Below are 24,729 nucleotides of genomic sequence, written 5' to 3'. Positions count from 1 at the left end.
GCATCCGATGTATAATCCCCCATCCCCCATTCCCGTCTCGATCGTCACCGGCTTTCTCGGCGCCGGCAAGTCGACGCTGCTCAACCGCCTGCTGAAGGACCCGGCGCTCCAGGATGCCGCCGTCATCATCAACGAGTTCGGCGAGGTCGGCATCGATCATCTTCTGGTCCAGAGTTCCGGCGATTCGATCATCGAGCTGTCCAACGGGTGTCTTTGCTGCACGGTGCGCGGCGAACTGATCGACACGCTCGCCGATCTCCTCGACAGGATCCAGACGGAAAAGGTGAAGCCGGTCAGCCGGGTGATCATCGAAACCACGGGTCTCGCCGATCCTGTGCCCGTGCTGCTTGCCATCATGGCCCATCCGGCGATTGCCGCCACCTTCCGCATAGACGGCGTCGTCACCCTCGTTGACGCTCTGACAGGCCCCGAGACCCTTTCCCGCCATGAAGAGGCCGCGCGCCAGGCAGCCGTCGCAGACCGGCTGGTCATCACAAAGACCGATCTTTCAGAACCCGAAGCGCGTGGTGATCTCGTGGAAAGCTTGAAGACGCTGAACCCGATGGCCGAGATCATGGATGCTTCCGACGCGGCCGCGTCCACGCCCGCGCTGCTAGTCAGCGGGCTTTTCGACGCTGCCCTCAAGAGCGCTTCCGTCGGCGAGTGGCTATCTGCGGAAAGGGATGGCGGCGCCCATCACCACCATCACCACGACGTCAACCGGCATGGCGCGCACATCCGGGCCTTTGCGCTCACGGCCGGCAGGCTGGCATCGCCGGCGGTCATCGCGGCTTTCCAGCACCGGCTCGCCGCCGAATACGGTGACAGACTGCTGCGGCTGAAGGGCGTGGTGGCGCTTGCCGGCGACGACCGGCCGCTCGTGGTTCACGGCGTGCGCGACACGGTCTATCCCGCAACCCGGCTTGAGGCATGGGAGGAAACGCCGGCAACGCGTCTTGTCGTGATCACCAGCGATCTCGCGGAAACCGCGGTGCGGGAGCTGTTCGAGACCTATCTCGACCGGCCCGGCATCGACCGGCCAGACCGGACGGCGCTCGAAGACAACCCGCTTTCGGCCTTCGGCTTCAAATACTAGAGCGCCTTGCGTCTATTCGAACGCACAAGGGACGCTCTAACCTATTGAATCTACGCATCGTGCTTTCCGCGTTCGATCACAAAGCGGTGGCCGGTTTGCGTCGTTTCCGAAGCGATCAACCGGTGGCCGTTCTCATTGCACAAATGCGGAATATCAATCACGGCCAGCGGATCGCTGGTCTCGATCGCCAGAACCGCGCCCGGCGCAAGTCGGGCCAGGCGCTTCCCGGCCTTCAACGCAGGCAGCGGGCATTTCAGCCCGCGAAGATCATAGACATCCGCTGTCCGTCCGGCCGCACTCACCAGAACTTCCAGAAGGGCTTGTCCTTCTTCTGCGGCTCCTCCGCATAGGCCGCCATCGGGCTTCTCTGCGGGATCGGCACATCGGAGACGGCCGGCATCTCGGCGGGGGCCTCAGGGATGGCGGCGGTCTGGGTCGCGGTGTCGACTTCAGGCGTTTCCAGCGGGCCGTATTTCGTCAGACGGTATTGCTCGATCGTGACGTAGCGACCGGCCTCGAGCGAGGAGCCCGTCGGCTGGTAGAGTGGATCGGTCGGGTCCTCGCGCTTGTCGGCAACGAGGGCCTTGCGCTCCGCCTCGCTCGGATCAAGCCAGACCTTGTCGTCATTCTTCGCCAGCGCCTTTTCGAAAGCGTCCTGGTAATCGGTGCGGTAGTCGGCCAGCGCCATCATGTATTGCGAGGGGATATTGGAGGCAAGCGCCGGGCAGGACTGGTCGGAGGCAAGCGACCCGCCATTGGCGGGATCCTTGTTGAAGACGTATTTGCCGCCGCAGACATCGACATCGGGAACCTGCCTGGTCACTTCGAAATAGTCATAGCCCTCCTTCAGCATCTGCCAGAAGGGATAGTTCTCGTTGAAGCGGTGGCGCACCATGTTTTCCGCGGTCATGCGGAAGGGATAGGCCTGCAGCATGATCGCCTGCTGGCCGCCGGAAAAGGCGTCGCGGGCAAAAGCGAAGATCTCGAGGATCTGCTCGTCGGTCATCGAATAGCAGCCGCGCGAGGAGCAGGCGCCATGGATCATCAGGTCGGACCCGGTCAGCCTGTTGGCGCGGTCGTAGCGGTTCGGATATCCGGTATTGATGGCGAGGAAATACTGGGAATAGGGGTTGAGAAGCCCCTTGGACAGCGGATAGAAGCCCTCGGGCGCCTGGCGGTCGCCTTCCTTCTTCTTCGGGCCGAGCTTGCCGGACCAGGCGCAGATCTCGTAGGTTTCGAGCTCGCCATAGGTGCCGTCGCGCTTCTGCTTCCAGATCTCGAGAATGCCCTCTTCCTTGAAGATCCGGATGGTGATCGGCGCGAGCTTGTCCATGTCCTGGGCGCGCATCTTTGCGACCATGGCAGATGGCAAAGCGTAGTTCATCTTCTCCTGCACAGTGGAGAAGTCGGTACTGTCAAAAAAGCTGTTGCAGCCCGTCAGCGCCAGTGTGGCGAAAACCATGGGGGCCAGGACGTTCAAACGCATGGATAGAACCTGCCGGATTTTGCCTCGAAACGCAACGTCTCGGCCGTTGCGCGATCAATGATCATAATGCACAGCCAAACTTCAAGAAAGCGTTAACCGTTTCAGAGGCCCCGCGCAACCGGGCGTCTCCTCACCTTTCCGGCATTGCCGCAAGGGTCTAGAGATTGCGTCCGATCGCGAGGAACTTCTGCCGCCGCTCGTTGCGGACCTCATCCGCCGACATGCCGTCGAATTCTGCGAGCCCTTCGGCGATCTGGTCGCCCGAGGCGTCGATTACCGTTTCCGCGTTGCGGTGCGCGCCGCCCACCGGCTCGGCAATGATCTCGTCAACCACGCCGAAGTCCTTGAGGTCGTGTGCGGTGATCTTCATGTTCGTCGCCGCTTCCTTGGCGCGGGCGGAATCGCGCCACAGGATCGAGGCGGCCCCCTCGGGCGAGATTACCGAATAAATCGCGTGCTCCAGCATGTAGACGCGGTTTGCGGCGGCAATGGCGATCGCGCCGCCGGACATGCCCTCGCCAATCACCAGCGTGATCATCGGCACGCCGATCCGCAGGCACATCTGGGTCGAACGGGCGATCGCCTCGGCCTGGCCGCGCTCCTCGGCGCCGATGCCGGGATAAGCCCCCTGGGTGTCGACCACGGAAATGACCGGCAGGTTGAACCGGTCGGCAAGCTCCATCACCCGGATCGCCTTGCGATAGCCTTCCGGACGCGGCATGCCGAAATTGTGCTTCAGCCGGCTTTTGGTGTCATGGCCCTTCTCCTCGCCGATGACGGCGACGGGGCGTCCGCGAAAACGCGCGAGACCGGCCTGGATGGCGGCGTCCTCGCCGAAATTACGGTCGCCGGCGAGCGTGGTGAAGTCGGTGAACAGGCGCTTGGCATAGTCGACGAAATGCGGGCGCTGCGGATGGCGGGCAACCTGCGCCTTCTGCCAGGGCGAAAGCTTTGCGTAGATGTCGTTCATCGCCTCGCTGACGCGGGTTTCGAGACGCGCGATCTCCTCGGAGGTGTCGATGCTCTCGCCTTCGGAAGCGAGCTTCTTCAACTCGATAATCTTGGCTTCCAGATCGGAAATCGGCCTTTCGAAATCGAGATAGCTGTACATTGTCGAACTTTCCGTGGGTTAACTGACGCGCCCGGGCCGCCGCCCTTGAGGCTTTCTCTTTCAATTTAGTGCCGCTTATTCCCGTTTTTTAGCGTGTTTTGCAAGGGGGTGATGCATTTCCACCAGTTCGCGCAACCGTTCTTCCAGCACATGGGTGTAGATCTGCGTGGTCGATATATCGGAATGGCCGAGCATTTCCTGCACCGCGCGCAGGTCCGCGCCGTTTTGCAGGAGATGGCTGGCGAAGGCGTGGCGCAGCACGTGCGGGGAGATTGTCGCGGTCCTCAGACCGGCCCTTGCCGCAAGCCCCTTGAGGTCGCGGGCAAAGACCTGACGCGGCAGATGACCGCTCGCACTCCGTGAGGCGAAAAGATGGGGATTGTCATCGCCCGTTTCGTCCGCGCGCGCCTTGCGCTCGGCGTCGAAGGCCATAAGCGCTGCGTGGGCGCGCACCGAGAGCGGCACTGCGCGCTCCTTGTTGCCCTTGCCGCGAATGGTCAGGAACCGCTGGCTGGGCTTCAGCGCGCCGGCCGGCAGCGTGACCAGTTCGGAGACCCGCATGCCGCTGGCATAAAGCGTTTCCAGAAGGGCGGCCATACGCATGCGCTCGAATTGCCCCGGCCCGGGCTCACGGGCCTCAAGCGCCGCCCGTTCCAGAAGCCTGTCGACATCCCTGACCGAGAGCGTCTTCGGCAAGGGACGCGCCTTTTTCGGCGCATCGATCACGCCCGTCGGATCATCCGCGCGCAGGCCCTCGCCATAGAGAAACCGGTAGAACTGGCGCAGTGCCGAAAGCCTTCGCGACTGGGAACTTGCGGCGAAGCCGCGTTTGCCGAGGGCCGAGAGATAGGCGGTGATGTCGGCGCTTGTCGCGTTGTCGGCGGCAATGCCGCAATCGATCAGGAAATCGCGAAAATCGTCGAGGTCACGCTGATAGGCGGCAAGCGTGTTGGTGGCCGCGCCGCGTTCGGCGCTCAGCATTTCGATGAAGGCTTCGATGTGGGCGCCCGAAAGGTCCAATGATGTAATCCGTGTTGAAACCCTAAATATTCGACGCTCGGCTTGACGCCCTTCCGGCATTTGCCGATACGTGACTGAAAAGAATGGGCGCAATATGAACGCAAAGCAAGATACGGGCAAAACGGGACTGAGGGACAGGGCGCTTGCCGGGCTTGCCGGCCGCAACCTGATCCTCGTCGGCCTGATGGGCGCGGGCAAGAGCGCGATCGGCAAGCTTGTCGCCAATGCGCTCGGCCTGCCCTATGTCGACACCGACCACGAAATCGAGGCGGCCGCGCGCATGACGATTTCCGACCTCTTCGCCCAATATGGCGAGCCGGAATTCCGCGCGCTGGAAACTAGGGTGATCGAACGCATTCTTGCCGAGGGGCCGGCGATCGTATCGACCGGCGGCGGCGCCTTCATCAATCCCGACAACCGCGAACTGATTTCCCGTTCCGGCCTTTCGATGTGGCTGAAGGCGGACCTCGAGACGCTTTGGGACAGGGTGCGACGCCGCCAGACAAGGCCGCTTCTGAAGACCGAAAATCCGAAGCAGACGCTGAAAGACCTGATGGACAAGCGCTATCCGGTCTATGCCGAGGCGGACATGACCGTTCTTTCGCGCAATGTCCGTAAGGAAACGGTGATGCGCGACGTGCTGAAGGCCCTGGCGGCCCTTGACGGAGGAAATACGCGTGAAGAGTAAAGAGACTGCCGACAAGCGGATCGTTCGCGTTGATCTTGGCGATCGCTCCTACGACATATTGATCGGATCCGGCCTGCTGCAAAGCGCCGGCGGCGAGACGCTCGCCCGGCTTGACTGCCGCAAGGCGGCCATCATCACCGACGCCCATGTCGCGCCCCGCTATCTCGACATGCTCACCGAGAGCCTGCAGACCGACGGCATCGAAACCTTCTCGCTCACGCTTGCCGCGGGAGAGAAGACCAAAAGCTTCGAAAACCTCCACACCGCCGTCGATTTCATCCTCGATGCCCGGATCGAGCGCTCGGACGCCGTGATCGCGCTCGGCGGCGGCGTGATCGGGGATCTGGCGGGCTTTGCAGCGGCGATCGTACGCCGGGGCGTGCATTTCATACAGGTTCCGACCTCGCTTCTCGCGCAGGTGGATTCCTCCGTCGGCGGCAAGACCGGCATCAACACCCGCCAGGGCAAGAACCTCGTCGGCGCCTTCCACCAGCCGCATCTGGTACTCGCCGATACCGATACGCTCGACACGCTCTCGCCGCGCGAATTTGCAGCCGGTTATGCCGAGGTGGTCAAATACGGGTTGATCGACCAACCCGATTTCTTCCACTGGCTGGAAAAGAACCGAAAGGCCGTCTTCGCAGGCGGCGCGGAGCGGGCGGAGGCGATCGCGCGGTCCTGCGCGGCAAAAGCCGCCGTCGTTGCCGCCGATGAACATGAGAACGGCGTGCGCGCGCTGTTGAACCTCGGTCATACATTCGGCCATGCGCTGGAGCGGGCAACCGGCTATGACAGCGCCCGGCTTGTCCATGGCGAGGGCGTTGCCATCGGCATGGTGCTGGCGCACGAATTTTCCGCGCGCATGAACCTGGCAAGCCCGGACGACGCCAAACGGGTGACCGCGCATCTGAAGGATGCCGGGCTTCCCACCGCGCTCGGTGATATTGACGGCGAGCTGCCGCCGCCCGATATATTGATGGATGCAATCGGGCAGGACAAAAAGGTAAAGGGCGGGAAACTGACCTTCATTCTGACGCGCGGCATAGGCGAGGCCTTTATCGCCGACGATGTACCGCCGTCAGAGGTGCTGGCTTTCCTGACGGAAAAACAAGCGCAATGACGTTGAGCGATCTATCGCATTTCTTCGCCGAATACTGGGGACTGATGGCCACGATCGTCGGGCTGATCGTCGTTTCGGCATTCTTTTCCGGCTCGGAGACGGCTCTGACGGCTGTTTCCAGGGCGCGGATGCACACGCTTGAGCAGCAGGGCGACCGTCGGGCGGGCTTCGTCAATGTGATGATCAACCGCCGCGACCGCCTGATCGGCGCGCTTCTGATCGGCAACAACCTGGTCAACATTCTCGCCTCGTCGCTGACGACAACGCTTTTCCTCAGCATTTTCGGTGCCAACGGCGTGGCCTATGCGACGCTGATCATGACCACGCTTCTGGTCGTCTTCGCCGAGGTTCTGCCGAAAAGCTGGGCGATTTCCGCGACAGACCGGTTCGCGCTCGCCGTTGCACCGCTGGTGCGCGTTCTGTTCTTCGTCATCGGCCCGCTGTCCAGCCTCGTCAACATGATCGTGCGTGCGATCCTCGGCGTTTTCGGCGTGACGCTGACCAAGGGCACCGAAATGCTGACCGCCCATGACGAGATCCGCGGCGCCGTCGACCTGTTGCACCGCGAGGGTTCCGTGATCAAGGCCGACCGCGACCGGCTCGGCGGCGTGCTCGACCTTGGAGAACTCGAAGTTTCCGACGTGATGATCCACCGCACGGCCATGCGCGCGGTCAATGCCGACGACCCGCCGGAAGCGGCGGTCAAGACCGTGCTGGAAAGCCCCTATACGCGGCTTCCCGTCTGGCGCGGGTCGATCGACAACATCATTGGCGTCGTTCATTCCAAGGACCTGTCGCGGGCGCTCGCCGAGCCGCATGCGGCGCCCTCGACAATCGACATCGTCAAGGTGGCGCAGAAGCCGTGGTTCGTGCCCGATAGCACCAATCTGAAGGACCAGCTCAACGCCTTTCTGCGCCGCAAGGTGCATATCGCCGTCGTCGTCGATGAATATGGCGAGGTGCAGGGCATCGTCACGCTGGAAGACATTCTGGAGGAAATCGTCGGCGACATTTCCGACGAGCACGATCTGGAGATTTCCGGCGTGCAGCAGGAAGCCGACGGCTCGATCGTCGTGGACGGCACGGTTCCGATCCGCGATCTCAACCGCGCGCTCGACTGGACGCTGCCGGACGAGGAGGCGACCACAATCGCCGGTCTCGTTATCCATGAAAGCCAGACGATCCCGGAAGAACGCCAGTCGTTTACCTTCTACGGCAAGCGCTTCATCGTGATGAAGCGCGAGAAGAACCGGATTACAAAGCTCAGGATCCGTCCGCTTGGCGGGGCAGCCGCATCGCCGGCGGAATAAGGTTTGGGGCATGGCTAAACACCTCAGCGTGTTGGCGAACCTCTAGCCCCTCTCCACGTCATCCTCGGGCTTGTCCCGAGGATCTATCCACCTGTCCATCCGAGCGGAGTTACCATCGCGCAACGCATTGTCACACCTATTCGACACGCCCGCCGCGTGCTGACGTGATCAGATGCTCGGGACAAGCCCGAGCATGACGGCGGAGAATGGGGCTGGCTTGTCGGCAGTCAGGGCCTGCTAAACGTCCCATCACCAGCGCGTCTTCTCACCCGGCGCGGCCGCTTCGATGGCGAGTGCATGCAGTCCGTTTTCGATTTCGCCGGCAAGCGCCTCATTGACGGCACGATGTCGTGCCACTCGGCTTAGTCCTTCGAACTTGTCGGAGACGATCCGAATCCTTAAATGGGTGATTTCGGGGGCATCCGGCTCATCATAGTGCCCGGCATGCTGGGCACTTTCATCCATAAGCACCAGCCGTTCGGGGTTGAAGAGGCTTTTCAGCCTGGTTTCGATTTCGGCGGTTGACGACACTGTCTGCTCCTGATCTGTCCCTGTTTCGCGCGCCAGCGCGTTAACGGTTCAGGAAGCCAGTAAGAAATCCCGTTGTCAATTCTTGTTGTGGCGGGATCACAAGGTCATAATCGAGCGCCATGAATCTTGACTCCAAATATTTCGATCGTCTGCGCACCAAACGCAAGCGCCCGGCATCTGCCAAGGCCGAGTCCGAAGCCGCTGCCGCCGTCTGCCAATGGGACGGCTGCAACAAGCCCGCAAAACACCGCGCACCCGTCGGCCGCAATGCCGAGGGGCAGTTCTTCATGTTCTGCTTCGAACATGTGAAGGCCTACAACAAGGGCTATAATTATTTCGACGGCCTGTCCGACGGCGAGATCGCCCGCTACCAGAAGGAAGCGCTGACCGGCCATCGTCCCACCTGGACCGTCGGCGTCAACGGCGCGGCGCGCAAGACGCCGCTCAACGGCTCGAAAAAGGCCGGCAACACCGCGTCATTTTCGCGCATGCGCGATCCCTTCGGCTTTGTCGATGACGGCAAGGAGGGCGCGCCCAGACGGCCGCGCCACCAGCGCAAGCTGAAAACGCTGGAATCGAAAGCCTTCGACACGCTGGGCCTCACCGCGGAGGCGACGCCCGACGACATCAAGAAACAGTACAAGGCTCTGGTCAAGAAGCACCATCCCGACGCCAATGGCGGCGACCGCGGCTCGGAGGAAACTTTTCGTGCCGTGGTGCAGGCATACCAATTGTTAAAGCAGTCCGGCTTCTGCTAGACCGTTTTTGACCGAAAGAGCAGCACAGACGTTTGAGCGGCGCTTTTTGAGAAAGGCCGCGCTGGAGACATGATGAGCAAGATTGAACTGAACTATTCCAACGCACCGGATACGACGGTTTCGGTTCGCGAAACATTTGGTATCGATGTCGACCTGACCGTTCCCGCCTATTCGGCGGACGACCCTTACGTGCCGGACATCGACCCCGACTACCTTTTCGATCGCGATACCACGCTCGCCATTCTCGCAGGCTTTGCCCACAACCGCCGCGTCATGGTCTCCGGCTATCACGGCACCGGCAAGTCGACCCATATCGAACAGGTCGCCGCGCGCCTGAAATGGCCGTGCGTGCGCGTCAATCTCGACAGCCATGTCAGCCGTATCGACCTTGTCGGCAAGGATGCGATCGTCGTGCGCGATGGCCTGCAGGTCACCGAATTCAAGGACGGCATCCTGCCCTGGGCCTATCAGCACAATGTCGCGCTCGTTTTCGACGAATACGACGCCGGCCGCCCGGACGTGATGTTCGTGATCCAGCGCGTGCTGGAAAGCTCCGGCCGCCTGACCCTTCTCGACCAGAGCCGCGTCATCAGCCCCCACCCGGCCTTCCGCCTGTTTGCCACCGCCAACACGGTCGGCCTCGGCGATACGACCGGGCTCTATCACGGCACGCAGCAGATCAACCAGGCGCAGATGGACCGCTGGTCGCTGGTGACCACGCTCAACTATCTGCCGCATGAACAGGAAGTCGCGATCATCCTCGCCAAGGTGAAGAGCTTTGCCGCCAGCGAGGAAGGTCGCGAGACGATCTCCAACATGGTGCGCGTCGCCGATCTCACCCGTTCGGCCTTCGTCAATGGCGATCTTTCCACCGTCATGAGCCCGCGCACCGTGATCAACTGGGCGGAGAACGCGGAAATCTTCGGCGATGTCGGCTTTGCCTTCCGCGTCACCTTCCTCAACAAGTGCGACGAACTCGAGCGCACGCTGGTCGCCGAGCAGTATCAGCGCGCCTTCGGCGAGGAGCTGAAGGAAAGCGCCGCCAACGTCGTCATCAGCGCCTGAGGAAAAACCCATGGCCGGCCCCGGCGACAATCGAAAGACCAACCCGCACGCGCCTGTGGATCTCGAACCGCTGCACCGCGCCGTTTCCGGCTGCGTGCGCGCGATTTCGGGCGACCGGGAGGCCGAGGTCGTCTTCTCGCGCGACCGGCCGGGCATGAGCGGCAGCCAGATCCGCCTGCCGGAATTCTCCAAGCGTCCGACGGCAAGCGAGCTTGCCGTTGTCCGCGGGCTTGGCGATTCCATGGCGCTTAGAATGGCCTGCCACAATCCGGTCACCCATGCGCAGATGGCGCCGAGCGGCAGCGATGCCCAGGCGATCTTCGACGCGGTCGAACAGGCGCGGGTGGATTCGATCGGCGCCAAGCGCATGCCGGGCATGGCGCGGAACCTTGCCGCCATGCATGCGGAAAAATACGACAAGGCCAATTTCGCCGCGATCGACCGCAAGGAGGACGCCCCGGTCTCCGAGGCCGTGGCGATGCTGGTGCGCGAGAAGCTTTCGGGAGAAAAGCCGCCGGAATCGGCCGGTCAGGTGCTGGACTTCTGGCGCGATTTCATCGAACAGAAAGCCTCCGTCGATCTCGACAGGCTGGCCGAGACAATCGACGACCAGCATGCCTTCGCCCGCACGATCCGCTCGATCCTCTCCTCCATGGAACTCGCCGACGACTATTCGGACGAGGACATGGAAAGCGAGAACGAGGAGGAAAACATCTCCGACGAGGAGCAGCCGCGTTCCGAACGGCAGAATGACGAGCAGTTCGACGAGGATGCCGGCAATGATTCGGCGCCTGCCGACGAAAGCGACGACAGCGACGAGGAGATGGACCAGGGCGAACTCGACGGCGCGGAAGTGGCCGATACCGAGCTCGACGAGGATGCCGACCCAGATAGCGAGGTCGCCGGCGAGACCAAGCGCCCGAATACCCCCTTCGACGACCTGAACGAGAAGGTCGACTACAAGGTCTTCACGGAAGAGTTCGACGAGGAGATCAGAGCCGAGGAGCTTTGCGACCAGGAAGAGCTGCAGCGCCTGCGCGGCTATCTCGACAAGCAGCTTGCCCATCTTCAGGGCGCCGTCGGAAGGCTCGCCAACCGCATGCAGCGCCGGCTGATGGCCAAGCAGAACCGCTCCTGGGATTTCGATCTCGAGGAGGGTTACCTCGATACCGCCCGCCTGCCGCGCATGGTTATTGACCCGATGCAGCCGCTTTCCTTCAAGATGGAGCGCGATACCCAGTTCCGCGACACGGTGGTTTCGCTGCTGATCGACAATTCCGGTTCGATGCGCGGCCGCCCGATCACGGTTGCGGCCACCTGCGGCGACATTCTGGCGCGCACGCTGGAACGCTGCGGCGTCAAGGTCGAGATCCTCGGCTTCACGACAAAGGCCTGGAAGGGCGGACAAAGCCGCGAGAAATGGCTGGAGGAGGGCAAGCCGGCGACGCCCGGTCGCCTCAACGACCTGCGCCACATCATCTACAAATCCGCCGACAGCCCCTGGCGGCGCTCGCGCGCCAATCTCGGCCTGATGATGCGCGAGGGCCTGCTGAAGGAAAACATCGACGGCGAGGCGCTGATCTGGGCCCACGACCGGCTGATGGGCCGGCCGGAACAACGCCGCATCCTGATGATGATTTCCGACGGCGCGCCGGTGGATGATTCCACGCTTTCGGTCAACCCCGGCAATTTTCTCGAAAAGCACCTGCGCGCGGTGATCGAGCATATCGAGACCCGATCGCCGGTCGAGCTTCTGGCGATCGGCATCGGCCATGACGTGACGCGCTACTATCGTCGGGCCGTGACCATCGTCGACGCCGACGAACTGGCCGGCGCCATGACCGACCAGCTTGCCGGGCTGTTCGAGGAACAGGCCGCCGGCATTTCCCAGGGCAGAAGACGCGCCAGATGAGAGCCGCCTTCGCTTGTCTGGCGCTCGCGCTGGTCGCGACGCCGGCCGTTGCGGCCGCCGTCCCCGTCGACGCCGTGCCGATCGAGAAATTCGCTCCCGAAAAGGACACGGATCGTTTCGGCCGTCTCGCATTCATCGGCGGGCTGACGCTGACCTCGCCCGATCCCGATTTCCAGTCGCTTTCCGCAATCCGCTTCCTGCCCGACGGCAAGCGCTTCATCGCCGTGGCCGATACCGGCGAATGGATCGACGGACGGGTGACGCGCGATGCGTCCGGCCGGCTTTCCGGGCTTGCCGATGTCACTGTCACGCCGATGAAGAATGCGAAGGGCGTGCACGCCGGCAAGAGCGGCATGGATGCCGAAAGCCTCGCCATTGCGGGCAACCGCATCTATGTGGGCTTCGAGGGGCGCCACCGCATCGACAGCTATCCGCTTGCCGGCCATGCGCAGGCGAATGCCGCGCCGGGACCGGATTTCCTGATCCCGCCCTATGAGCTACGGCGCAATGGCAGTTTCGAGGCGCTCGCGACTGACGATGCCGGCCGCATGGTGGCGATTGCGGAGAAAAGCATCGACACGCACGGCAATCTCTTCGCCGCCATTGTTCGCGGGCAGCAGAAAGGCATTTTCAAGGTCGTGAAACGCGAGGGTTATGACGTTACCGACGCGGCCTTTCTGCCGGATGGCGACCTTCTGGTGCTGGAGCGGCGTTTTTCCCTGCTTGCCGGCGTGGCCATGCGAATTCGGCGCTTTGCCGGAGAAGCGATCCGGCCGGGCGCCACCGTGGACGGTCCGGTGATCATGCAGGCCTATGGCGGCACGCACCGGATCGACAATATGGAGGGCATGGATGTCATCCGCGCGGATGACGGCGCGCACCATGTGATCATCGTTTCCGATGACAACAATTCCCCGCTGCAGAATACGCTGATGCTGGAATTCAGGCTGGCGGATTGAAGCCGTCCTGCGGCGCGACCATGGCCTGAAGCATGGCGAGCCCCTGAAGGTTGATGCGCTGCGCGTCTTGCGGGGCGAGCTCGGACCAGTTTTCCGCGAACCAGCGGTCGAGAGCCCGAGCGGCGGCAAACAACATGTCCACGATGAGGCTCAGCGGCAGGTCGGTCCGGATCGCGCCCAGCCTCTGGCCGTGTTCCGCCAACATAGCGGCCCCGGCCCTCAGGCGGCCGAGCGGCGCTTCCAGGGCCTTCTCGGTCTCCGGTCCCTCATACATCGTTCGCCCAAGCGAGGCCGTTGCGGGTTCGGCGATCAAAAGCGCGCCCAATTGCTCAAACGCAGCCCTGAGCGCATTCCAGAAACCAGCCCGGTCTCCCGCCTCGGCAACCTGCGAGAAGTCGATCTGTCCGGAAAGACGGTCAAGCGCGCGTTCAATCACCGCGCAATAAAGGTCGGCCTTGTCGCGGACATAATAATAGGCTTGCCCCTTGCTCATGCCCGAATCCTTCAGGATGGCGTTGAGCGAAGCGCCGGCCAGGCCGTGTCGGGCGAAGGCCGCCGTCGCCGCAGCGAGCAGTCTCTCGCGACGTTCAGGCGCCAGCGTCTCCAGCCGCTCCAACGCCGAAGTTCCTTCCGCCATCGGCTTCTCGTTTTTGCGCGATGCCATTTTCATGCCTCCGTTGACGATTTTAGACCATCGGTCTAAAAGACACAGTAATCATTATTCGAAGGGCCTTCCACCGCCGAACTGAAAAAGGAGATGGCCGATGCGCTGGCGCGGTGTCAATCATGTGGAATTCTCGGTGATCGAATACGAAAAGTCGGTCGCCTTCTACGACAGGATGTTCGGCTGGCTCGGCTACAAGAGTTTCTGGACCATGGATATCGGCTATCGCTCGACCTATTACATGGCGCGCTTCCCCTTCCCCCACAGCTATATCGGCATCCAGCCGGCGAAGACCGGCGGCAAGCTCGACCACGAAGCACGCGCCACGGGCATCCACCACATCGCGCTCTGGGCGAAAAGCCGGCGCGAGGTCGACCGCTTCCACAAGGAGTTTCTCGTCCGGAATTCTGTCCCCGTCACCGAGACGCCAGCCGAATATCCGGTCTATGCGCCCGGCTATTACGGCGTCTTTTTCGACGATCCGATCAACGGCATCCACTGGGAGCTTGCGCATATTCCCAGGATCGCCTCCCCCGCAGCCTACCGGCGCAGCATGCGCGCCTGGAAAGAGGCGGAGATGCAGCATCCCGACTGGAATGGATCGCCCGCGAAGAAGGCTTTCCGCAACCTGCCGCGCGGGTAAAGCTCACAGACTGTCCTCGCGCACCCAGACGCAGACGCTGCCCGCATTGACCGGGAAGGACGCTCGGCCCTTGTCATCCGTGGTCACGGTGTCTTCCCGGTGGCCGAGAAAATCGCGGAAGCGCGCATTGGCATGGGCTTCGCCGAGCGCAACGTCCTTAGCTGTTTCCTCGCCATTGGTCAGAACCGTTACGGAACCGGGCGCGTTGCCGGTCCCTTCGCGAATGACCGCCACACAATCGGCGTCATCGAAAACGATGGTCTCCGCACCATTGGCAAAGCGCTTGCGCGCCTCTATCAGGTTCGGCAGGCATTCGATCCTCGGCATGTCGATATCGTACTCCTCGCCGTCCGACCCCTTGTCGCGATACTGAGCGCCGTAAAGATCGGCATAGAAGACGCTCGGCACACCCTGTTCGCGCATCAGGATCAGCGCATAGGCAAGCGGCTTGAACCAGGGTTCGACGGCGGCCTCCAGTGATTGCAGAGGCTGGGTATCGTGGTTTTCAACGAGCGTCACGGCATGGTCCGGCACCTCTGCCGCCAGCGTGCCGTCGAAAATCGTGCGCATGTCGAAGTCGCCGCCCGCGACCGAGGCCTCGTGGAAGCGGTAATGCAGCCCGACATCGAACAGCATCAACTGCCGGTCGACCAGATCAAGATAGGCTTTCAGCGCGTCGATTTCCGGATGCCAGTATTCGGCAACGACAAACAGGTCCTCCTTCACATTCTGGCGCATATGGGCGATCCAGTCGCGGAAGAACCAGGCCGGAATATGCTTGGCGGCGTCCAGACGAAAGCCGGCAACCGGCACCTGCTCGCAGAACCATCGCCCCCAGTATTTCAGTTCCTCGAAAACGGCATTGTTGCGGAATTCCACATCAGCGCCGATCAGATAGTCGTAATTGCCGAGTTCCTGATCCACCTCGTCGTGCCACTCCCCCTCGCCATATTCATTGACAAGACGGAAAACGCCGGTTTCCTCCGGCTCCTCGATATAATCGACGCCGGTGAAGCATTTGTGGGTCCAGACGAATTCGGAATGGGCGCCGTTCCGGCCCGGGAAGGTGAAGCGGGTATAGGCGAGCGCCTCGAAGGCCTCGTCCTCGATCTTCGTTCGGTCCTGCGGATCGGTGCGCCGGACCCGCACTCTTTCCTTCTCGTCCGCCCCCAGCTTGTGGTTGAAGACAACATCGTGGATGACGCCGATGCCGTGGCCGGCAAGCGTGTGGCAGGCGTTTTCAAGAGCACCGCGGTCGCCGTATTTGGTGGCAACCGTGCCCTTCTGATCGAATTCGCCGAGATCGAAGAGATCATAGGTGTCGTAGCCGACGGAGTAGCCGCCGGCGGCGCCTTTGCATGCGGGCGGCAGCCAGACATCGGTGACGCCCATGCCGGCCAGTTCCTCCGCCTTTTCCGCCACCTCGTCCCAGAGCGTCCCGCCCGATGGATAATACCAGTGAAAGAACTGAAGCAGTACGCGTCCGGCCATGCTGTCCTCGCGGTTTGGGTGAGCCGACCTTAAACGGGCGGCGATTGTGAAAGTTCCGCGCCGAGCGGTTTCCGGGCAGCGGCGATCTTTGCGCCTGCCGCCGAATTATGCAAACAAGACTTGACGGCTGTCACCCACCGCGCCGATATCCTCCCCATGACGGCGACCAGAAGGAAGACCCCATGCAAGAGACCATCATCCGCGCCAATCCGGAATTTGCCAAGGATGAGCTTCGCCCGCGCATCCTGCATATCGGCTTCGGCGGATTCGCTCGCGCCCATCCGATGGTCTACCTGCAGGAAGGCATGAACAAGGCGGGCGGCGATTTCGGCGTCGTCGCCGTGCGCCTGAATTCCGGTGCGGAAGAACTGTCGGCGCTGGACGAGGCCGGCCATGACTACCTGATCGCCGAGATGGATGCCGAAACCGTGACCGCGCGCAAGATCGGCGTGGTGGTCGGCACCTGCCATCCCAAGCGCGACGGCATCGACGCGCTTCTCGAGCTGATCGCGTCCGAACCCATGGCCGTCATCAGCCTGACGATTACCGAAAAGGGCTATTGCGTCCGCAACGGCCATCTGGATCTGGAAAACAAGGGGATCATCGCCGATCTCGCGCATCCGGAAGAACCGGGCACGGCGATCGGCGTCATCGTCGAGGGCCTGGACCGCCGCCGGAAAGCAGGCCGCAATGGATTGACCGTGCTTTCCTGCGACAACCAGCCGGACAATGGCAAGCTCGCCCGTGCCGCCGTGCTCTCCTTCGCCCACCAGCGCGACGGAAAGCTGGCCGACTGGATCGATGCCAACGTCTCCTTCCCCTCCACCATGGTCGACCGCGTGGTTCCCGCGCTCGACGATTACGGTCGCGGCGTCCTTCGCTCGCTCAATGACGGCAAGGAAGACGAGAACGGCATTGTCTGCGAACCCTTCCGCCAGTGGGTGATCGAGGATGATTTCGCCACCGCCCGCCCGCCCTTTGCCGAAGGCGGCGCGATGATGACCGATGACGTGCGCCCGTTCGAGATGATGAAGCTCAGGATGCTCAATGGCGCGCATACCTTCCTTGCCATGCTCGGCAGCCTTTCCGGTCTCGAAACCGTCTCCGCCTGCATGGAGGACGACGTGTTCCGCAGGGCCTCGCGCCAGATCATGATGGACGAGCAGCGTCCGACGCTGCCGGAGATCGAGGGCGTCAGCTTCGAGGACTACGCCGATGCGCTGATCGAGCGCTTCGCCAATCCGAAGCTGAAGCACCGGACCTCGCAGATCGCCTGGGATACGAGCCAGAAACTGCCGCAGCGCCTTCTGCACGGCATCGAGATCAACATCGGGAACAACCACCCCTGGCCGCTTCTGGCGCTCGCGGTCGCCGGCTGGATCCGCTTCGTCAAGGTGACGGCGGATGAGGATGGCAAGCTGACGGATCCGCTTGCCGAAGAGCTTCTGGCAGAAGCAACGGCTTATGACGGCGACCAGCTTGTCGATCGCATTCTCTCAAACGAATCGATCTTCGAGGAAGACCTGCGCCGCGAGCCGGCATTCCGCTCGGCCATTACCGGCGCCTACCGCTATATCGTGGAAAAAGGCCCGCGCGCGGCGGTCGAGGCGGTGCTGAAGGCTTGAGAATTTCTCGTCTTCGCAGGGACTAGATGTATGTCTGTCGATCTCCCCCCTTGAGGGGGAGATTTTTTCGCTGCGCTGCCGCTGAAAGTCCTGTCAGGGACACCGGCACCAATCAGGCATTCGCCGGACGCATCGGCCGCAGCCAGGTCATCAGCGCGCCATAGGGCAACAGCATGACGAGGCTGAAGACCAGCTTGACCGAGAGGTCGCCCAGCGCCCAGGACACCCAGCGCGGCACGTCCACGAACGGGAAAATGCCGAAGAGCGGCGCGACGCCGAGGGCGAATTCGTCATTGGCGCCGATGAAGGCAAAGACGGCGGCAAAGCTGATGGAGAAGAACAGGACGGTATCGAGAACAGAGCCGAACAGCGAGCCGACAAGCGGCGCTTTCCACCAGGTCTGTCGACGCAGGCGATTGAACAGCGTGATGTCAAGAAACTGGCCGACCAGAAATGCCGTGCCCGAGGCGATCGCGATCCGCGGCACCGAGGCGTAGAAGGAAAAGGCGACGCCGACGACGAAGCCGGCAACCACCACCTTGCGCGCGGCGGCCGGGCCGAACTGGCGGTTGGTCAGGTCGTTGACCAGAAAGGCAAGCGGATAGGTGAAAGCGCCCCAGGTCAGAAGGTCGGCAAGCGAGATGCCGTAGACCGTGCCCTTGACGGGATACTGGACCAGAATGTTGGAGGCGAGGACGACGCCTGCCATCAGCAGGCTGTAGATAATGACGGATTGCGACTGTCGCATTTTTTTATCCTGGGTGATGCCACCAGTTGGAGGACAAATAAAGAAAGCCTTACTGCCGGGCAGCAAGGCTTTCCAGTTTCAAAACTGCCCGTTGATCAGGCGGCGGCCTGCTCAGCCGTCTTCTTGATGATTTCCTTGCGGATCAGGCGGGCGCGGGGCGAAAGCTCGCCCTCGCCGGACTTGATCAGGAATGCGTCGAGGCCGCCACGATGCTCAACCGAGCGCAGCGCCGCAGCGGAAACGCGCAGGCGGTAGCTCTGGCCGGTGGCTTCGGACATCAGCGTCACGCGGCACAGGTTCGGCAGGAACTTGCGGCGGGTCTTGTTGTTGGCATGGCTGACATTGTTGCCGGACAGCACGCCCTTGCCAGTCAATTCACACATGCGGGACATGATTTCACCTATACTCGTCTTCAGCCAACGGCTTACAACGGGACGGCCTAGTCCCGCGATCCAATTGGCGGCTAATTGGAAAGTTGCGGTTCTATAATCGCGCGGCACGCAAAGGTCAAGGCGAGATGCCGGTTTTTCACGGGGACGCGGAAATTTACCGCTGTTTTTTTTAGCCCGCCTGAGACATAAACAGGTGAGCAGGAACGACCATATCACAGGTGCGAGAGAGCGACATGAGAAAAACCGTCATTTATCAGACTGTAATCGCTATGGTTTTTCTTTTTGCGTCGGCCGCGGCCAGGGCCGAGGACATCAAGCAGCAGACCGTCTATACCATCGCCTTCTCCGGCATCAAGATCGCCGATGCAGTGTTCAACACCACGGTCAATGACGGAGATTACCGGATCAACGCCGATATCAAGGCGGCGGGTATAGGCAATCTCTTCACCTCGATCGCGGTCAAGGTCGATGCCAGGGGCGACTGGAAGGACGGTCGCCCGGAAACGCGTGAATTCGAGCTGAGCTACCGCGATGGCGATTACGCCCGCGACTACGGCGCGGAATTCGCCCGCAAGCGCGTCGTCTCTTCGACGATCGAACCTGACCCGGGCCCGCGCGGCGACGATTGGGTTGACGTCACGGCGAGACATCTGCGCGGGGTCATCGACCCGATCTCGGCGCTGCTTCTGCCGCCGTCACCAAATCCCTGTCAGGACAAGATCGCCATCTTCGACGGCGAGACGCGGCTGAACCTGGAACTGGCGCCCGCGGGCACGAAACCGTTCTCCACCAAGGGCTTTTCCGGCCGGGCCGTCGGCTGTGCGATCCGCTTCCGCCCGATCGCGGGCTATGAGCGCAAGGATGACGACATCGAATATCTCGCCAATACCCGCGAGCTCGTCGTCTGGTTCGCTTTCAACGAGGAGCTGAACGTCTATGCCCCGGTCACGGCCCAGATCCCGCTGAAGATCGGCAAGCTGACGATCTACGCCTCGAAATTCGGCGTCTGACACCAGGATTTCATTTCAAATGCGCGCAACCCTGATCGGCTTTTCGGCCGTCATCATGTGGTCGTTTCTGGCCCTGTTCACGGCCGCCTCCGGCGATGTGCCGCCGTTCCAGCTTTCGGCCATCGCCTTTCTCATCGCGAGCCTGCCCGGCATTGCGGTGCTGATCGCCCGGCCGGAACGCCGCAGAGCGCTGCGCCAGCCGGCAAAGGTGTGGATCGCCGGCATTGCCGGCCTCTTCGGCTACCACTTCCTCTATTTCACCGCGCTGCGCAACGCGCCCGCCGTCGATGCGGGTCTGATCGCCTATCTCTGGCCGCTCCTGATCGTTGTCGGTTCGGCGCTGCTGCCGGGCGAAAAGCTGAAGGCCCATCACATCGCAGGCGCGATAGCCGGCTTTGCCGGGACGGCGTTGCTGATCACGCGTGGCGGCGGGCTGACGATCAGCGGCGAATATGCGCTCGGCTATATCGCCGCCTTCCTCTGCGCCTTCACCTGGTCGGGCTATTCGCTGGTCTCGCGCTCCTTCTCCAAGGTCTCGACCGATGTGGTGACCGGCTTCTGCCTCGCGACCTCGGCGCTGTCGCTTTTCTGCCATCTCCTGCTTGAAACGACCGTCTGGCCGCAAACGGCGAGCGAGTGGCTCGCGGTCATCGGACTCGGCCTGTTTCCGGTCGGCATCGCCTTTTATGCCTGGGACTACGGGGTGAAGAAGGGCAATATTCAGGTCCTGGGTGCAGCAAGCTACGCAGCGCCGCTGCTGTCAACCATCGTGCTCCTCGTCGCCCGCTTCGGCGAGCCGGGATGGCGCGTGATCGTCGCCTGCCTGCTGATCACCGGCGGCGCGGTTCTCGCCGCGCGCGACATGATCATGCGGAAGAAGGGTTGAGACGTCAGCCGGAAGGCGCCCAGTCCGGGGCAGCAAGTTCGAAATCATCGAAGATGAAGCCGGGGGCGACGGTGCAGCCCACCAGCGTGAAGTCGCCCGTGCTTTCCGCCGCCTGCCAGTGCCCTGCGGGAATGACGCCCTGCGGACGCTCGCCGGCGATGATGTCCGGGCCGAGCGTCATCGTCTCGCACATCCTCCCGTCTGGCGAGACCATCAGCTTCAGCGGCGCGCCGGCATAATAGTGCCAGACCTCGACGGTCGTCAGCAGCCGGTGCCAGTGCGAGCGCTCGCCCGCCTTCAGCAGAAAATAGATCAGCGTCGAAGCGCCGCGCCCCGGTTCGCCGGCGGCATCGCGAAACGTTTCCGCAAACCAGCCGCCTTCGGGATGAGGCTGCATGCCGAGCGCATCGATGATCGCTTCGGCCGTGATCGCGCCCGCCATCAGAAATTGTCCTTCAGCCGGCGGATTTCGCCGAGAACCTCGTCGTCCCTCGCCTCCGCCATGCCGAGCTTCGCCCGGATCGCGGGATCGGTCACCCGCAGGAAGGGATTGGTCTTCTTCTCAAGCCCGATCGTCGTCGGAATGGTGAAATCGCCGGCGTCGCGCAGCGCGGCCACCGCCTCGGCGCGCTCCTTCAGCACCTGATTGTCCGGATCGACCGAGAGCGCGAACTTGGCATTGGCGAGCGTGTATTCGTGGCCGAAATAGACTTCCGTCTCGTCCGGCAGCGCCAGAAGCTTTTTCAGCGACGGCCACATGTCGGAGGCGGGCCGTTCGAACAGACGGCCGCAGCCCATGGCAAACAGCGTGTCGGCGGCAAAGAGCAGGCCGTCATCGACGAAATGGTAGCAGACATGCCCCGCCGTATGGCCGGGCGTCTCGATAACGTCGACCTTGTGGCCGGCAAAATCCAGTTCGTCGCCCTCGCCGACGGCAAGGTCAAGGCCGGGGATCACCACCGCCTCCTCGACCGGCCCGACGATCCGGCAGTCGTAACGCTCTTTCAGCGGCAGGTTGCCCTCGACATGGTCCTTGTGATGATGGGTGGCAAAGACGTCGGTAATCACCCAGCCGCGTTTTTCGGCTTCCGCGATCACCGCCTCGCCATCGGGCGCATCGATGCTGAGCGTCTTCTTGGTTTCCGGATCATGGACCAGAACTCCGTAATTGTCCGAACGGCACATGAAGACGGCGATTTGAAGTGAAGTCATCTCAAGCCTCGCGATTGCTTACCCAGTCGCCTTCAATGTAGTACTGTGCGATCTCAAGTCCAACCGGGGCCGTCTGAACTTCGCTCATGAACGCCGATATCGTTGACCTTCGCGCCTTCTACCACACCAGGCTTGGACGCCTCGCCGCCCATTCCATCGCCATGGCGCTCGTGCCTGTCTGGCCGAAACTCCCGGACGAACGCCTGGTGGGGCTCGGCTACTGCCTGCCCTATCTCGACCGGCTCGGCACGGATGCGGAACGGGTCATGGCCTTCATGCCTGCCTCCCAGGGCGCGATCAACTGGCCTGCCCACGCGGCGTCGGCAACCGCGCTGGTCATGGACGAGGAACTGCCGCTGCCCGATGCCTCCATCGACCGGGTGCTGATGGTGCACGCGCTGGAATTCACCGAAAGCCCGCGCGAGACCCTGAGCGAGCTCTGGCGCATTCTCGCCCCCGGCGGCCGCCTTGTCATCGTCGCGCCCAACCGTCGCGGCGTCTGGGCAAGGCTGGAACACACGCCCTTCGGCAACGGCCGCCCCTATTCCAAGAGCCAGATCACGGAACTGCTGCGGGAGACCAATTTCACCCCCGGCGCCTTTGCCGAGGCGCTGTTCTTCCCGCCGTCGAGAAGCCGGACGGTGCTGAAATTCCGCGCCGGTTTCGAACGGTCCGGCCGCACGTTCTGGCCGGCCTTTTCCGGCGTCAACATCGTCGAGGCGCAGAAGCGGCTTTATCAGGGCCTGCCGGTGGCCGCCCGTTCCGCACGCAAGGTTCTGGTGCCCGCCCTTGCGCCCCAGGGCGTACCGACCACGCGCAACCGCTCCTGATGGTCTTGCCGCTGCGGGGCGGCCGCCCTCGACAAAGCGCCTAATCCTCATTATTGCTTCTCCCGTTCAAACGGCTCTTGCGGCCACATGTTGTTTTCGAGGTCTCCTATGCCTGATCAGTCGATGAAGCCGACACCCCGCCCCGGTGTCATGGATATTGCCGCCTATGTCCCCGGCAAGGACCATGTCGAGGGTGTTGCGAAGGTGTACAAGCTGTCGTCGAACGAGACGCCGCTCGGACCCAGCCCGAAGGCGATCGAGGCGATGCGCAATGCGGGCGAGAACCTGGCGCTCTATCCCGACGGCCAGGCAACCGCCCTGCGGGAGGCAATCGCGGCGAAATACGGCCTCAACACGAAGAACATCATCTGCGGCAACGGTTCGGACGAACTGCTCGGCCTGCTTGCCCACGTCTATCTCGGCGAAGGCGACGAGGCGATCATCACCGAGCACGGCTTTCTCGTCTACAAGATCCAGATCATGGCGAATGGCGCGACGCCGGTTACCGTGAAGGAAAAGAACGCGACCGTCGATGTCGACGCGATCCTTGCCGCCGTAACCGACAAGACCCGCATCGTCTTCATCGCCAATCCCGGCAACCCGACCGGCACCTATCTGCCCTTCTCGGAAATCCGCCGCCTGCACGCCGGCCTTCCGGAGAACGTCATTCTGGTGCTGGACGCGGCCTATGCCGAATATGTCCGCCGCAATGATTACGCGGCAGGCCTCGAACTGGTCGCCGAGAACGCCAATGTGGTGATGACCCGGACCTTCTCGAAGGTCTACGGGCTGGCTGCTTTGCGCGTCGGCTGGCTTTATGGCCCGCTGGAGATTGTCGGCGCGATGGACCGCGTGCGCGGGCCCTTCAACCTCAATGCTCCGGCAATCGCCGCGGCGACGGCTGCGATCAAGGATGACGGCTTCACCCAGAAAGCCGTTGAATTCAACGCGGAATGGATCGAAACGCTGACGCGGGAACTGATCGCGCTCGGCCTTGAGGTCACGCCGTCCGTCACCAACTTCATCCTGATCCACTTTCCCGACGAAGACGGCCTGCGCGCGCCTGATGCCGACCGCTTCCTGTCGTCGCGGGGCTATGTGCTGCGCATGGTTGCCGGCTACGGCTTTCCGAACGCGCTGCGCATGAGCGTCGGCACGGACGAAGCCAATCGCGGCGTGATCGCGGCGCTGAAGGAATTCATGGCCGGCAAAGCCAAGACGGATGCGGCATGAGCGGCTTTATGTTTGAACGCATTGCCTTGATCGGCATCGGGCTGATCGGCTCCTCTCTTGCCCGCGACATCCGCGCGAGGGGGCTTGCCCGCGAGATCATCGTCTCCACCCGTTCTCCCGAAACGCTCAGGCGCGCCGAGGAACTCGGGCTGGGCGACCGCTATACGGCAGCGGCCGAAGATGCCGTCCGGGGCGCCGATCTGGTAATCGTCTCCGTTCCCGTCGGCGCATCCGGCGCGGTGGCGGAAAAAATCGCGCCCAATCTGAAAAAGGGCGCGATCCTGACCGATGTCGGCTCCACCAAGGCCTCGGTCATCGCCCAGATGACGCCCTTCGTGCCCGAAGGCGTGCATTTTATTCCCGGTCACCCGATTGCGGGCACGGAACATTCCGGTCCGGATGCCGGATTTGAAGGCCTTTTTGCGGAACGCTGGTGCATTCTGACCCCGCCGGAAGCCGTTGACGAGGATGCGCTCCAGAAGCTTACGGCATTCTGGCAGGCGCTTGGCTCGAAGGTCGACCGGATGGCGCCTGAGCACCACGACAAGGTTCTCGCCATTGTCTCGCACCTGCCGCACATCATTGCCTACAACATCGTCGGCACCGCCGACGACATGGAAACGGTGACGCAGTCGGAAGTCATCCAGTATTCCGCCTCGGGCTTCCGCGACTTCACACGCCTTGCCGCCTCCGATCCGACCATGTGGCGCGACGTCTGCCTGCACAACAGGGACGCCATACTGGAAATGCTGGCGCGGTTTTCCGAAGACCTTGCCTATCTGCAACGCGCGATCCGCTGGGGCGAGGGCGACAAGCTGTTCGAGCTCTTCGCCCGCACGCGCGATGTCCGCCGCTCGATCATCGAGGCAGGACAGGATGTGGACGTGCCGGACTTCGGCCGGCATACGCTCGACAAGAAGGGTTGAGGCCCGTACGCGA

At 62.5% G+C, this 24,729-nt stretch carries 26 protein-coding genes; 15 read left to right on the top strand and 11 right to left on the bottom strand.

Annotated elements, in window-relative coordinates:
* Window positions 1–7 precede the first annotated feature (7 nt).
* The gene (locus AZF01_RS01540; RefSeq protein WP_024707813.1) at window positions 8–1,096 is read left to right on the top strand and encodes a GTP-binding protein; all 1,089 of its coding nucleotides are present in this window, start codon (window positions 8–10) and stop codon (window positions 1,094–1,096) included.
* Window positions 1,097–1,146: 50 nt separating this feature from the next.
* Here the strand turns inward: AZF01_RS01540 and AZF01_RS01535 are convergent, their stop codons facing one another.
* From AZF01_RS01535 to AZF01_RS01520, 4 genes are all read right to left on the bottom strand, one after another.
* The gene (locus tag AZF01_RS01535; protein WP_024707812.1) at window positions 1,147–1,398 is read right to left on the bottom strand and encodes a sulfurtransferase TusA family protein; all 252 of its coding nucleotides are present in this window, start codon (window positions 1,396–1,398) and stop codon (window positions 1,147–1,149) included.
* Window positions 1,395–2,582 (bottom strand): murein L,D-transpeptidase family protein, encoded by a 1,188-nt coding sequence (locus AZF01_RS01530; RefSeq protein ID WP_024707811.1) that lies wholly within the window; start codon window positions 2,580–2,582, stop codon window positions 1,395–1,397. Before AZF01_RS01530 ends, AZF01_RS01535 begins: the two co-directional genes overlap by 4 nt.
* A 157-nt stretch (window positions 2,583–2,739) precedes the next feature.
* Complete coding sequence (locus AZF01_RS01525; protein ID WP_024707810.1) at window positions 2,740–3,693, bottom strand: acetyl-CoA carboxylase carboxyltransferase subunit alpha; 954 nt, start codon at window positions 3,691–3,693, stop codon at window positions 2,740–2,742.
* A 75-nt stretch (window positions 3,694–3,768) separates the two neighbouring features.
* A complete protein-coding gene (locus tag AZF01_RS01520) occupies window positions 3,769–4,713 on the bottom strand; it encodes a site-specific tyrosine recombinase XerD (protein WP_024707809.1) in 945 nt (314 codons plus the stop codon).
* A gap of 94 nt (window positions 4,714–4,807) precedes the next feature.
* Between AZF01_RS01520 and AZF01_RS01515 the strand changes: the two genes are divergently transcribed.
* The 3 genes from AZF01_RS01515 to AZF01_RS01505 are packed head-to-tail and all read left to right on the top strand — an operon-like array spanning window position 4,808 to window position 7,831.
* Complete coding sequence (locus AZF01_RS01515; RefSeq protein WP_024707808.1) at window positions 4,808–5,401, top strand: shikimate kinase; 594 nt, start codon at window positions 4,808–4,810, stop codon at window positions 5,399–5,401.
* Window positions 5,391–6,521, top strand: a complete 1,131-nt coding sequence (gene aroB, locus AZF01_RS01510; protein WP_024707807.1) for a 3-dehydroquinate synthase — start codon at window positions 5,391–5,393, stop codon at window positions 6,519–6,521. Before AZF01_RS01515 ends, aroB begins: the two co-directional genes overlap by 11 nt.
* Window positions 6,518–7,831 (top strand): HlyC/CorC family transporter, encoded by a 1,314-nt coding sequence (locus AZF01_RS01505; protein WP_024707806.1) that lies wholly within the window; start codon window positions 6,518–6,520, stop codon window positions 7,829–7,831. The genes aroB and AZF01_RS01505 overlap by 4 nt, the downstream gene beginning before the upstream one ends.
* 249 nt (window positions 7,832–8,080) lie before the next feature.
* Here the strand turns inward: AZF01_RS01505 and AZF01_RS01500 are convergent, their stop codons facing one another.
* The gene (locus AZF01_RS01500) at window positions 8,081–8,362 is read right to left on the bottom strand and encodes a BolA family transcriptional regulator (protein ID WP_024707805.1); all 282 of its coding nucleotides are present in this window, start codon (window positions 8,360–8,362) and stop codon (window positions 8,081–8,083) included.
* Between the two features lie 119 nt (window positions 8,363–8,481).
* Here AZF01_RS01500 and AZF01_RS01495 point away from each other — a divergent pair, with 119 nt between their 5' ends.
* The 4 genes from AZF01_RS01495 (at window position 8,482) to AZF01_RS01480 (ending at window position 13,056) form a co-directional block, all read left to right on the top strand.
* Window positions 8,482–9,120, top strand: a complete 639-nt coding sequence (locus AZF01_RS01495) for a J domain-containing protein (RefSeq protein WP_024707804.1) — start codon at window positions 8,482–8,484, stop codon at window positions 9,118–9,120.
* Between the two features lie 72 nt (window positions 9,121–9,192).
* A complete protein-coding gene (gene cobS / locus AZF01_RS01490) occupies window positions 9,193–10,185 on the top strand; it encodes a cobaltochelatase subunit CobS (protein ID WP_024707803.1) in 993 nt (330 codons plus the stop codon).
* Window positions 10,186–10,195: 10 nt separating this feature from the next.
* On the top strand, window positions 10,196–12,097 hold the full coding sequence (gene cobT, locus AZF01_RS01485; RefSeq protein WP_024707802.1) for a cobaltochelatase subunit CobT: 1,902 nt from the start codon (window positions 10,196–10,198) through the stop codon (window positions 12,095–12,097).
* Window positions 12,094–13,056 carry an esterase-like activity of phytase family protein gene (locus tag AZF01_RS01480; RefSeq protein ID WP_024707801.1) on the top strand — a complete coding sequence of 321 codons (963 nt, stop codon included), beginning with the start codon at window positions 12,094–12,096 and terminating at the stop codon, window positions 13,054–13,056. Before cobT ends, AZF01_RS01480 begins: the two co-directional genes overlap by 4 nt.
* On the opposite strand, the gene AZF01_RS01475 is transcribed toward AZF01_RS01480, so the two are convergent.
* Window positions 13,040–13,720 (bottom strand): TetR/AcrR family transcriptional regulator, encoded by a 681-nt coding sequence (locus AZF01_RS01475; protein ID WP_161633023.1) that lies wholly within the window; start codon window positions 13,718–13,720, stop codon window positions 13,040–13,042. The genes AZF01_RS01480 and AZF01_RS01475 overlap by 17 nt on opposite strands.
* Before the next feature lie 100 nt (window positions 13,721–13,820).
* Between AZF01_RS01475 and AZF01_RS01470 the strand changes: the two genes are divergently transcribed.
* Window positions 13,821–14,363: a VOC family protein gene (locus AZF01_RS01470; protein WP_024707799.1), complete on the top strand. Its 543-nt coding sequence runs from the start codon at window positions 13,821–13,823 to the stop codon at window positions 14,361–14,363.
* Window positions 14,364–14,366: 3 nt separating this feature from the next.
* On the opposite strand, the gene amyA is transcribed toward AZF01_RS01470, so the two are convergent.
* The gene (gene amyA / locus AZF01_RS01465; RefSeq protein ID WP_024707798.1) at window positions 14,367–15,854 is read right to left on the bottom strand and encodes an alpha-amylase; all 1,488 of its coding nucleotides are present in this window, start codon (window positions 15,852–15,854) and stop codon (window positions 14,367–14,369) included.
* Window positions 15,855–16,036: 182 nt separating this feature from the next.
* On the opposite strand from amyA, the gene AZF01_RS01460 reads away from it, so the two are divergent.
* The gene (locus AZF01_RS01460; protein ID WP_024707797.1) at window positions 16,037–17,479 is read left to right on the top strand and encodes a mannitol dehydrogenase family protein; all 1,443 of its coding nucleotides are present in this window, start codon (window positions 16,037–16,039) and stop codon (window positions 17,477–17,479) included.
* Between the two features lie 112 nt (window positions 17,480–17,591).
* On the opposite strand, the gene AZF01_RS01455 is transcribed toward AZF01_RS01460, so the two are convergent.
* Together AZF01_RS01455 and rpmB are read right to left on the bottom strand one after the other, a co-directional pair.
* On the bottom strand, window positions 17,592–18,227 hold the full coding sequence (locus AZF01_RS01455; RefSeq protein ID WP_024707796.1) for a VUT family protein: 636 nt from the start codon (window positions 18,225–18,227) through the stop codon (window positions 17,592–17,594).
* Between the two features lie 95 nt (window positions 18,228–18,322).
* Entirely contained in the window at window positions 18,323–18,619 is a 297-nt protein-coding gene (gene rpmB, locus AZF01_RS01450) for a 50S ribosomal protein L28 (protein ID WP_024707795.1), read from the bottom strand.
* A 269-nt stretch (window positions 18,620–18,888) separates the two neighbouring features.
* Between rpmB and AZF01_RS01445 the strand changes: the two genes are divergently transcribed.
* Window positions 18,889–19,629, top strand: coding sequence for a DUF3108 domain-containing protein (locus tag AZF01_RS01445; RefSeq protein ID WP_024707794.1), 741 nt, complete (start codon window positions 18,889–18,891; stop codon window positions 19,627–19,629).
* A 19-nt stretch (window positions 19,630–19,648) separates the two neighbouring features.
* Entirely contained in the window at window positions 19,649–20,515 is an 867-nt protein-coding gene (locus AZF01_RS01440) for a DMT family transporter (RefSeq protein ID WP_024707793.1), read from the top strand.
* Window positions 20,516–20,519: 4 nt separating this feature from the next.
* On the opposite strand, the gene AZF01_RS01435 is transcribed toward AZF01_RS01440, so the two are convergent.
* Complete coding sequence (locus AZF01_RS01435) at window positions 20,520–20,945, bottom strand: cupin domain-containing protein (RefSeq protein WP_024707792.1); 426 nt, start codon at window positions 20,943–20,945, stop codon at window positions 20,520–20,522.
* 11 nt (window positions 20,946–20,956) lie between these two features.
* A complete protein-coding gene (gloB, locus tag AZF01_RS01430) occupies window positions 20,957–21,727 on the bottom strand; it encodes a hydroxyacylglutathione hydrolase (RefSeq protein WP_024707791.1) in 771 nt (256 codons plus the stop codon).
* 86 nt (window positions 21,728–21,813) lie between these two features.
* Between gloB and AZF01_RS01425 the strand changes: the two genes are divergently transcribed.
* The 3 genes from AZF01_RS01425 to AZF01_RS01415 all read left to right on the top strand — a co-directional run bounded on the left by AZF01_RS01425 (window position 21,814) and on the right by AZF01_RS01415 (window position 24,716).
* The gene (locus AZF01_RS01425) at window positions 21,814–22,557 is read left to right on the top strand and encodes a class I SAM-dependent methyltransferase (RefSeq protein WP_024707790.1); all 744 of its coding nucleotides are present in this window, start codon (window positions 21,814–21,816) and stop codon (window positions 22,555–22,557) included.
* A gap of 123 nt (window positions 22,558–22,680) precedes the next feature.
* Window positions 22,681–23,790, top strand: coding sequence for a histidinol-phosphate transaminase (gene hisC / locus AZF01_RS01420; RefSeq protein ID WP_244435543.1), 1,110 nt, complete (start codon window positions 22,681–22,683; stop codon window positions 23,788–23,790).
* Complete coding sequence (locus AZF01_RS01415; RefSeq protein WP_024707788.1) at window positions 23,787–24,716, top strand: prephenate/arogenate dehydrogenase family protein; 930 nt, start codon at window positions 23,787–23,789, stop codon at window positions 24,714–24,716. The genes hisC and AZF01_RS01415 overlap by 4 nt, the downstream gene beginning before the upstream one ends.
* Window positions 24,717–24,729: the final 13 nt, after the last annotated feature.

Origin of the sequence: Martelella sp. AD-3, from assembly GCF_001578105.1 — a bacterium.
In the GTDB taxonomy this organism is placed as follows: domain Bacteria; phylum Pseudomonadota; class Alphaproteobacteria; order Rhizobiales; family Rhizobiaceae; genus Martelella.
This window is presented reverse-complemented; position numbering and strand designations above follow the sequence as displayed.